Source organism: Streptomyces sp. CA-111067, from assembly GCF_050956065.1.
Lineage (GTDB): Bacteria > Actinomycetota > Actinomycetes > Streptomycetales > Streptomycetaceae > Actinacidiphila.
This window is the reverse complement of sequence record NZ_CP192103.1, coordinates 8506890-8517249: the sequence shown is the minus strand read 5'-3', so window position 1 is coordinate 8517249 and position 10360 is coordinate 8506890. Positions and strand designations below refer to the sequence as shown.

Genomic DNA, 10360 nt, shown 5'->3' with positions numbered 1-10360 from the left:
CACAAAGCCGGCCGTTCCACCGATCGGGCGCCCACAACCGCGTCCGGCCGGTACGACTGACAGTCAGTGGCCGACTACGGTGCTCACCTGGTCGGTATCCTTCATCGCTCCGGACCAGATCCTGATCTCCTGGACACTTCCCGGCAGGTAGTGCACCCAGACGCCTGTCACAAAGGGCCGCCCGACAGCAAAGTCCGTGGATCCCATGGCCGCGGTGAACGGCCTCGCTTCTTGGAACACGTCGCTCATGTACAACGTGGCCTTGCCGGAAAGTGCGTCATATACACCGGTGACTCGCACCGCGCCGCCGGAGTCAGAGCCGTTTCCGGTGCTACCCGATGCCGGCCCGGGTTCTGAGGCTGCTCCAGTGAAAGTATCACCGGAGTCGATCTTGCCGAACAACCAGCGGGTGGTCGGCACCTTGACATCGTCTCCCGCATCGTCAGGCACCGTGGTCCAACCCGTCCGTTGATACCACAGCCCCCATGCCGAACCATCGGCCGAGCGCTGCCCCAACACCTGTGCGGAATCGCCGTCAGCCCAGTCCGCCAGCACCTTGGCGTTGTCGGGCTGAGCTAGGGTCGTCACCGTGAAAGAGCCCGACTCGTCGATCACCGGGCCTGGCGTGGCAGCGGCGTTCGAGCCGTTCAACACCAGCGCGTCGCCATCCAGCTGACCGGTTCCCGTGGTGGTCAGGACGTGACCATAACCCGTGGTGGCGTCGGTGACCGTAGTCCCCGAGGCACCAGACATGTTCCAGTTCACGACGTTCTCCACCGCAGGATCGCCAGCCGGGCCGCCCGGAGCTGTCAGGGGAGCGAGCAGCTGAGCGTCAAGGGCAATCTCCGAATCCTTCAGGGCGTACTGCCAGACCTCCAACTCATCGAGCCGGCCGTGCAAGTAGTCGGTGAAGGTGGAGTTCGAGGTGTAACTGGCACGCCCGAACTGCAAGGCACCGTCAGGCGTCTGAAGCGCTGCCGCAGCTGGCAGCTTCACAGAAGTACTCGCCGGCTTCCCGTTGACGTACAACCCCAAGGTATGAGTGCTGACGTCGTAGGAGAAAGCCAGGTGTGTCCACACCTTCACCGGAACATTCGTCACCGCACTGTTCACCGCGGCGTATTGACGTGCGCCCCCGCTGTTCCAACTCCACAGAACCTGCCAGCTACGGGAACCCGGTGAATATCTCAGGGCAAAACCGGAGTTGTCGCTGCCGGTCTGCGCCATCACCGTCTGGTACTGAGAGTTATTACTCAAATAGACCCAGGCCGACACTGTGAAGGACGACTTGGTGTTGACCACCGGTGTCTGGGTTGCGGCGTACCCAGTCTCCTGCGTCGGGCTGGAACTGTCGTTCAGCCACAGCGACCCGTCCCCGTCACCACGGCGGCCCATCAGCGACCAGCCCGCGCCATCGGTATGCAGCGTCGCGGTGTGCCTGCTACCGGGCCCGGTGGCAGTGTCGGCCGCGGTGGCTGACGTGCCACCGGAGGCGGTGTCGTCGAAGTGCCACTGGCCTATGGGCGGTTCGCCCTCGGCGACCTTGAACGGCAGGTCTGATTCAGCTCCCGTCCGGCCAGTACCGACATCGTCCAGGGCCTTTATGGAGAGCACCTGCGTACCAGCCCCGATCGGCGTGATGTCGCCCACCGTCAGCCACTCCTCCTGGCCAGGCGGCACGATCCGGTCCTTGTCGAGCATCTTGGTCACCCAGGCACCCGAGCCCAGCTCGTACATGTAGCCGGCGATGGGCGAGTCACCCAACGCTGGGGCAAACGTGAACGATCCCGGAATGCCCGGACCGCCTTTGCTCTGGCAGTCGTTGGTGGTGCATTCGGTGTACGGACCGTTCACGAAGATCCGTGGCGGTTTGGGCCCGGTGGTGTCCACACGGAAGTAGCACCAACCTGCGGTTGTGACCGTGCTGTGCGAATCGATGTGCGTCTGGCTGGTGGTTTCATAGGACCAGGTGGACGCCGCCATTCGGTAGGACACGCCCTCCGACAGAGCCGCCGGTGACTCGTCGTACACCAATTCCTTGTCATCGGCAAAGCTCGTTGGACTCGGCCGGATGGGCTCCTCCAACGTGCCCCAAGTCCCTGCCGCGTACTCCCGTTGCACTACGATGTCCGCCCGCAACCTGGCGGAATTGTCCGCGGGAGATCCACCCTCCGCCACTCGGACTCGGGCAGCCAGGATGGGTTTAGTGTCAGCGGTCACGTCCGGGTCTGCTGGATTGGTCCGGCAGGTGACAGATGTACCGCGCTTGATGCCCGTGTTCGTGGGGGGCAACGGCCGCCCGATGTAGTTCACCACCAGCGTGCCGTCGTTCTCGAACCGCTTCCACGCCGAAGCATCGCCTTCGTCATGCGCCCGCAGCTCCAGGGTGAGCTTGGCGAACTTGCCCGCCGCGAAGTCCCGCACCGTCGGTGTCAGGTTCTCGAACGACTGGGCCGCGTTGTCGGCGAACTCGATCTGGGCCGACGGTGCGTCCGGGTTGCAGCTCGACCCGCGGCCGGCTGAGAACGACTCGTCAACCATCCAGTCCAGTTCCTTGGGCCGCGACGCCCAGGTGGTGGAAGCCGAGATGTTGTTCGTGCGGACCAGATCACTGGTGCGGTCCTGGCACTGGAACGCCCACTGCGACGTCACCGTGAAGTACGCCGACATCACGGTCTTGCCCGCCAACGGACCGGGACCGAACTGGTAGTACAACCGCTGCACATACCCGCTGCCACAGTAGTAGCCGTTCCAGGTACCGCACTTGCCGTCACCCTTACCGCTCGGGGTGCCGTCCGTCGCCGTGTTGTCGAAGGCGTAGTCGCTGTAACCGTCGCTGCGCAGCAAAGTCCGCTCCGGCGCCTGCGGATTCAGCTCGGGATCCGGGTCGAGGTAAAGCGGGAACGCCGCCGAGTCAGTCTGGGCCAGCAGCCCGGGATCAGGCTCGACCGCCAGCGTGGTGGGGCTGACGTCGATCGGCACCGTGGCCGTACCGGCACCCGGCGCCGGGCCGTCCACAGCGTTCTCCGGCGGCGAGGCATCCGCAGGCGACTGCCCCGCCTTCGCCGACTTGGACGAGGACTTGGCGGCAGACGAGTCCGCGGTACCGCGTGAATCCCACATCTGAGCAGGCGGGTACACAAGAACCTGGCGGCCATTGTCATCGACCGCCCCCACGCCGCCGCCCGCGGTACGCGTCACGACCAGCCCGGTGCTGTCCAGGCCGAACGCGATCCGCGCCAGATCCGGATTGGCCGCCGCCTGAGGCGTCTTGACCACCAGCAGCTCACGGTAACCGGTCACCGTTGCTGTCATCCGCAGGTCCACGCCCGGCAGCACATCGGCGTACACCGCACTGTCACCGTCCAACGTCGGCGCGGGCAGCGTGCCCGGCCACGTCAGCGAGAGCGACTTGCCTTCGCTGCCCACCGTCACCAGAGGCGTCGAACTCCCCCCTCCGGAGAACGCCACCTCCGCCACGGAAGCCGCAGGACCCACCGAGCCGTCCGCCCGGTGCTGCAAGGTCGCGTCCGGCGCGGTCCACCCACCGGCAGCCGTCTTCACCCGCACCGGAACAGCAGACTCCCGCAACGTGTACGTACCGTCCGGCTCCGCGTACGTGGTGCCGTACTCCGTACGCTCCGCCGTCACCTCCACCGGCTCCCCCGACGCGGCAGCCTGCTCCGACGCCGACTTCGGCTGCGCGTCGGCGGCGACCCCCGCAGGAGCCGCGACCGCGGACACCACCGGAGCCGCGCCCACCACCGGCAACGCCGTCAGCAGTCCAGCCGCCGTCAGACCGGCCGCAAACGTACGCAAACGTCTTTTGCGCACGCCAAAGAGACGCACCTCACCACGCAAGAAAATCCCCACCCCTGTGAAACGCCACGTCAAAGCTGCGTAATGAAAGCACCTCGAACGCGAGCCGTCAACGGGGCATCACCCAGCGTATCCCGCGTGACGCCAGCTCGCAGGAATGGTTAATTCCGCCTACACGTAGGCAGCACCGTTACGCATGCAAAACGGATATTCATACGACATTCAGCAGTTTCTGCCCCCCAGCCCCGGGCGAGCCTCAGAACGTTGCTGCGGCAAACAGCCGCTTCAACTAGGTTTGCCTCAGGCGTCGTTGGCCCCGTTACATTCTCACCCGGCCGGCCCGGCACGTCCCACAGCATCGCCCTCCTGACCAGGGCCAGAGCCTCACTGGTTTCGTTGCGCGTGGTGGCCGCCCGCCCCACCCAATGGTCCCGCGCATAGGTGACGGCGAACGCGTACCAGGTCAGCTCCGACGGCCCCCAAGCCCGTAAGGCCCCGGGCCGGACGGCGCCAGTCCCACCCGGATCGCCCGCGCCAGCTCCGCACCGAACTCCCCCGCCACCGCAGTCACATCCCGGCCGCCCTCGACCGGGGCGTCGTGCCGGAACTCCCGCTGCCGCTAGCGGCCGATCACCAGCCCGCCGCTCGCCCCGGCCACCCCGCCCTGCACCAACTGCTGCACCATGCCCGTTCCCCTCACGTCGAGGAGGCAGAACTGCCCACCACCCAAAGCCACCATCCGCACCACCACCGAACAGCCCAACCACCATCCGCCGGTGACCCGTCCCGCCAGCGGAAACCAAGGTCACCCAGCGCAACCGGAAAGCACGCGTGCAGAGTCGCACTCCTTCACGGCCCCCAACCTCGGCCCAGGCCAGGGATGCCAGCGGACCGGGAGGGGTGCGAGTCCGGGTGACCGAACGACACTGCATAACTTGACGGTGCCTCAGGTTCCAGCCCGGAGCGAGTGGCGTATTTGTGGCGCAGCGCGCATGATGCAGTGTCAGATAACGCTCTGACCCGCTCAAATTCCACAAAGAGCTCCGGCCTCCCGTGCCGTGTGCGCAGGTTCGCATCACGCTCGTGGGTGCGTAGGCGACAGCCGTACCGAGGACTCCGCCGCAGTGAAAGCTCAAAACCCTTCGTTGACGGAGCGTTGGTCTGTGTCTAATGGGCGGTATGACCGACCAGCCCATACGACCGCCTCGGCGCTTGCGTACGGACGGCGCCTATAGCGACCTCATACTGGTCGTGGAAACTGCGAACGGTCCGTATGTGCGGCAGATACCGTCGGCGCTTCCCCTGCCTGCCGACATGGAGCACGGCCGGGCGGCCGAGACGGCCGCCCACTCTGCTGCGGCAACATGGGGGATGCCCGACTTCGTCTACCGTAATGCCCATGTAAGCAAGGGCTCGGGAACCCGCGAGTTGGGAGACCTGCTGCTGCTGGCCGGGCACCGAGGTGCCGTAGTGCAGGTCAAAGCACGCACTATCGCACCCAAAGGCGATGATCAAGAACGCTTCTGGATCCAGAAAGTCGCCGCGAAAGCGATGAAGCAGGCCAAGGGTACTGTTCGACAACTGCGGCTGCTGCCAGCCGAGATGTCCAACGGCCGCGGCCGGATCCTGACCGTCGATGGCAACGCCTACGAATGGATCGCCGTCTTCCTTCTGGACCACAACCAGGTCCCTGCCGGCACCGTGGCCTCGTGGGAGCCGGTCGGCATGCCCGCACTCGCGCTGACACGCCGGGACTGGGACTTCCTGTTCGACCACCTGCGCTCGATGACCGCCGTACTCGACTACCTTTTCCGCTCCGCCGCCGCACCAACGACCGCACTCGGAGACGAACCACTGCGCTATTACGAGTTTGCAGCAGCGGACGCCATGACTCCACCCGCGGACATCGACACCCACCTGGTGCAACCCGGCGATGTCACGCGCTCCATCCCGCCACTGCCGCAGGCACCGGTGGACGACGGAAAAACCCGGGCGCACCTGGTGGTCCGGATGGTGATGGAACACATCGCCACCCTTGACCTGCCCGATCACGCCGCCGAATCGGACCGCCTCACGGTGCTCTCCGACCTCGACCAGCTACCCCCGGGAGTGCGAGCCGAATGGGGTCAGCTTCTACTGGACATGCTGGACGACGTCTCGGGGATTCTCGACGGCCTTAGATGGCGCTGCCGACGCCAACTGAACGCCGACGCTACGCGTCAGATCCTCTGGACCTGTTGGAATCAGTTCGACTCCAACACCGAGGCCCTGTTCGCCAGTTTCGTCATGCTGCGCCACCACGAGATCGCCACCCGCATCGGCCGCGCGGACGAACTCGCCACCGTCGGAGTGCTCCTGACCCCCCACTACGGTGGCCGCCGCCCATGGAACACGACGATGATCCGCACCCACGGGCGCAGCAACCTGACCTCCGAACAGGTCGCCGAGCTCGACCGGTTGTGGAACCACAACTCCAGATGGGCGTGATGAACAACGCCGCGGCACCAGGCGACACCGCACGGGGCGTGCAGCTGCGAAAGCTTGCGGCTTCGCAGCTGTCCCCAGCGGAGGCCACCTACCGCGAAGCCGTCCGTCTAAACCCCGACTACGCGGCGGCGCGCGGATAGTTGGCATGGCTTCGACTGTTCGACGGTGACCGCGATGCCGCACGGCCGCTTCTGTCTTGCGCCTGTCCGACGGTGCGCTTCGAGGGGCAGGACCTCGGTGGTGCTCCAGGCGCCGTGGGGTCAGGTGAAGATGCGAGCACTCCTCGGCATCGGCGGGGTCCATCACCATCAAGATCCGGACCATATGCGGGCCAGGCACATGGCCATAATTGGTCCATCCGTCGTTTTTCCTGTTCACGGGCCCATAGGAGCGGTACCACCAGCAGACGAAGAACCTCCTGGTCTCGTACTCCGCGAAGAAGCAGGGCTTCTTCTAGACCCCCGAAAAGCGGTGCCCGGCCTGGCAATCCACCGGGCCGGGCACCACCTCGGACTCGTCAACTGTTCCGGAGAATTTTCCGGGCCGGATTCCCTGAGGCCCGGGCCGCAACCCACTTCGCCGTCCTGGCAGACTTCAGCCACACCTGCAACCACCACCGCACTCGAGGCAACCACCCGTCACCCGCGTCAACAACCCTGCGGGTCAATACAGCCTCCCTGCCGCGGGGGCCCCGCGTTTCCCGCCGCGGGTCAGCTTCGTCAGGGCAGCAGGACGACCTTGCCGAGGTTGGCACGGGCTTCGATGATCTCGTGCGCTCGCGCCGCCTCAGCCAGCGGAATCCGGGCGTGAACGGCCGGCTGCAACCGCCCGGACAGGGTCAGCTTCCACAGCTCCTCGCCATGCTGGTCATAGAGCTCGCGCTGAGTGTTGGCGAACCTCGCCATGGTGAGACCGGTGATGGTCTTCGACCCTGCCAGGAGGTCGAAGGCGGGAACGGTTCCACCGCCCGAGTTGAAGAAGACGAGTCGCCCGCCGGGTGCGAGGGCGGCGACGGCGCGTGGGAGCAGATCTCCGCCGACTCCATCCAGGACGACATCGACTGGCTCCCCCCAGTTCTCGCCGTCGTAGGTAACGATCTCGTCGGCGCCCAGACCGCGGAGGAATTCCGCCTTGGTGTGCGAGCTCACGGCCGCGATGACCCGTTCAATGCCCTGAAGCTTGGCCAGTTGGACCGCGAGATGCCCTACTCCGCTGGCAGCGCCCGTGATCAGGACCGACTCGCTCGCAAGGGGGCGGGCCGTGGCGAGGGCGGCGAGGGCGACATGTCCGCTGCGTACGAGCGCGACGGCTTGGACGGCGCTTGCTCCGTCCGGTATGCGGCTCGCCATGGAACCGGGGGCGATTGCCAGTTCGGAATACGAGCCGCCGCTGAAGGTGAGCGACGTGATGCGGTCGCCGACCTCGAAATCCGTCACGTCCGGCCCGAGTGCGATCACCGTTCCGGCGACCTCGCCTCCAAGGACTCCCGGTAGCGGCGTCCTGCCGCCTTCGCCGCGGACCTTGCGCACGGAGGGAAGGGTCACGCCGATGGCTTCCGTGCGGACCAGCAGTTCCCCCGGGCCGGGCTCAGGGGCCTCCGCGTCCTCGACGCGGAGCACTTCCGGACCGCCGTACTCATAGAAACGAACGCGCCGCATGCACACCTCCAGGTCATTGGGATCACCAACGATAGCCAAAGATCGTAGGGAGTCCCAATGATTTTCTGGTTAGTCTGGCCCCATGTCCGAGACCACCCGCGCTCCCGCCCGTATTCGTTCCCTCCCCAGCTGGCTCCTGGGCCGTGCCGCGGCTCGGGGGCACCGGCTCGTCGCCGGAGCCCTGGCTCAGGTGGGCATGCGGATGCTGCACCATGCCGTCCTGTCGGCCGTCGCCGAACTGGGACCTGTCTCGCAGGCCGAGCTGGGGCGCAGCCTGAGCATCGATCCCAAGGACATGGTCGCGATCCTCAACGACCTCCAGAACGATGGCCTCGTGGCCCGCGCGCCGGACCCCCGGGACCGTCGCAAGAACGCCATCGCCCTCTCGCCGAGCGGGAAACTTCGCCTGCTGCAGACGGAGAAACTGGGCCGTGCGGCGAACGATGAGCTGACCGCTGCCTTGACGCCTGCCGAGCGGGCCCAGCTCATGAGTCTCCTGGCACGCATAGTCCAGCAGGAAGAGCCTTGCGCTGAAACTGGGCCAGGTGGCGAATAGCAGTTCGTCGCATGCCCGGGAAGACAGCGATGCAGCCGTCCCAGCCTTAAGACGGTGACCTATGTGGTGAGTCGGACAAGACGTCTGTAGCAGCAGATGGCGGCGGCCAGACGGCCCGACGGCTGTATCGAATGGCATGAGCGCGAAATGCTCGAAAGACAAAATGAGCAGGGCTTCTTCCAGACGCTACTTGTCGCACTGCGTGCCGCGGATCTGTCTGTAGCTGCCGCCGATCCGGTACGTGCCGGCGGCCGGTGCGTGGAGCCGGGTCCAGGCGCCGTCCGCTGTCACGCAGCCGTGCCGGTTGTCGCGAGCGCCTTGGATGCCGAGCACCGGGGACCACGGGATGCGCAGCAGCACCGAACCGGGCCGGGGCATCGTCACCGTCAGCTCGGCCGGTCCTGCCTTGTCCACCACGGCCGGCGGGTCGGCCAGCGGATCGGCGCCGCTCACCAGGTAGACCCGCCAGTCCGCGTTGTGCCATACCGAGGTCAGCCAGGGCTGGCCGGCCGCGACGAGTCTCGACTCGGCCACTGCGGCGAAGTCCAGCCGGCCCGAGGGGAGCACGACGTAGCCGACGCTCCAACTGCGCAGCCAGTCCCGGTAGGTGTCGGCGGTGAGCCTCCCGTCGTAGAAGAGCGGGTTGCGCTCCACGTCGGCCTGCCGGTTCCAGCCGCGGGCCAGGTTGACGTACGGCGACAGACCTGACGCCTCCCAGTGCGAGCTCATCGGTACCACCTCGACCCGGCCGCGGTCGGCCCGTATGCGGTGCAGTTCGGAGATGAGCGGGCCCGCGTGCTCGACCGCGGCAACGTGTGCGTGGGTGGTCACCTGGTCGTAGACCGGCTCACCGATCTGCCAGATCGCCACACCGCCGAACGCCAGCCACACGGCGACGGCCCGCCGGGTCCCCCACGTGCTGCCCATCGCCACGATCAGCAGGACGGTGCCGCCGAAGAGCAGCGCCAAGCGCTCGATGTTGCTGCCGATGGGCGACGGTACGGCCCAGGTGAGAAGGACACCCAGCGAGTACACCGAGGCCCCCAGCTGTACCGACCGCCAGGACCTCGGCACCACCAGCGAGATCGCCGCGGCGACGGCCAGCGGGATGATCGCCAGGTACCAGGCGAAGGGCTGCACGCCGTAGAAGGGGAACAGCAGCGAGGTGGTGCCGACCACCAGCGGCGGGGCGGCGGCGAGCACGTAGGCGTCCGTGCGCCGTTTGTCGAGGAACAGCGCCGCCGCGACCACCAGCACGAACAGTCCGGCCACCGGACTGCACAGGGTCGCCAGCGCCGCCATCGCGGTGGCGGCCGTCAGCCGCCGGAGGCGGCCGTGCGACGCCTGTTCCGACGGGAACAGCAGTGCCGTCGCCACCAGGCCGAACAAGATGCCCAGGGCGAACGTCACCCGACCGGAGACCGCGTCGCACCACAGCGCGAAGACCGTCCACAGCACCGGCAGCAGCGGGCGCTTCACACCGGCGCGCACCAGCAGGGTCGCGGCCACGCCGGTCGACAGCGTGCCCGCGATGACCGCGGTCGTCCGCACGCCCAGCGCTGCCATGATGTAGGGCGACAGGACACTGTACGAGGCGGGGTGCATGCCGCCGTACCAGGAGAGGTTGTACGAGGCCAGGGGATGGGCCCGTATGAAGTCGGTCCAGGCGTACTGCGCGGCCATGTCGCCGGAGTCCTTGGCCAGCATCAGCGCCCACAGCAGGTGCAGGGCCGCCGCGGCGGCCGTGGCGAGCAGGACCGGGTGCCGCCTGACGGCCGAGTCCAAGAGCGCGTCCGGCCCTCGCCGGCCGCCGATTCGTGAGGGCCGCCAGGCGGTCATG

The 10360-nt window shown here is 66.9% G+C and carries 5 protein-coding genes; 2 read left to right on the top strand and 3 right to left on the bottom strand.

Annotated elements, in window-relative coordinates; all coding sequences use genetic code 11:
• Positions 1 to 63 precede the first annotated feature (63 nt).
• Entirely contained in the window at positions 64 to 3834 is a 3771-nt protein-coding gene (locus tag ACQPW6_RS37590; protein WP_433894212.1) for a LamG domain-containing protein, read from the bottom strand.
• A gap of 1164 nt (positions 3835 to 4998) precedes the next feature.
• On the opposite strand from ACQPW6_RS37590, the gene ACQPW6_RS37585 reads away from it, so the two are divergent.
• Positions 4999 to 6306 (top strand): hypothetical protein, encoded by a 1308-nt coding sequence (locus tag ACQPW6_RS37585; RefSeq protein WP_433894211.1) that lies wholly within the window; start codon positions 4999 to 5001, stop codon positions 6304 to 6306.
• Between the two features lie 719 nt (positions 6307 to 7025).
• Here ACQPW6_RS37585 and ACQPW6_RS37580 read toward each other — a convergent pair.
• Entirely contained in the window at positions 7026 to 7964 is a 939-nt protein-coding gene (locus ACQPW6_RS37580) for a quinone oxidoreductase family protein (protein WP_433894210.1), read from the bottom strand.
• An 82-nt stretch (positions 7965 to 8046) separates the two neighbouring features.
• On the opposite strand from ACQPW6_RS37580, the gene ACQPW6_RS37575 reads away from it, so the two are divergent.
• On the top strand, positions 8047 to 8520 hold the full coding sequence (locus ACQPW6_RS37575) for a MarR family winged helix-turn-helix transcriptional regulator (protein WP_433894209.1): 474 nt from the start codon (positions 8047 to 8049) through the stop codon (positions 8518 to 8520).
• Between the two features lie 186 nt (positions 8521 to 8706).
• On the opposite strand, the gene ACQPW6_RS37570 is transcribed toward ACQPW6_RS37575, so the two are convergent.
• A complete protein-coding gene (locus ACQPW6_RS37570) occupies positions 8707 to 10359 on the bottom strand; it encodes an MFS transporter (RefSeq protein WP_433894208.1) in 1653 nt (550 codons plus the stop codon).
• Position 10360 lies beyond the last annotated feature (1 nt).

Bases quoted from the DNA above. Each gene is read 5' to 3' on its own strand.
- ACQPW6_RS37570 (WP_433894208.1), bottom strand. From the start codon at position 10,359: ATGACCGCCTGGCGGCCCTCACGAATCGGCGGCCGGCGAGGGCCGGAC.
- ACQPW6_RS37580 (WP_433894210.1), bottom strand. From the start codon at position 7,964: ATGCGGCGCGTTCGTTTCTATGAGTACGGCGGTCCGGAAGTGCTCCGC.
- ACQPW6_RS37585 (WP_433894211.1), top strand. From the start codon at position 4,999: ATGACCGACCAGCCCATACGACCGCCTCGGCGCTTGCGTACGGACGGC.
- ACQPW6_RS37575 (WP_433894209.1), top strand. From the start codon at position 8,047: ATGTCCGAGACCACCCGCGCTCCCGCCCGTATTCGTTCCCTCCCCAGC.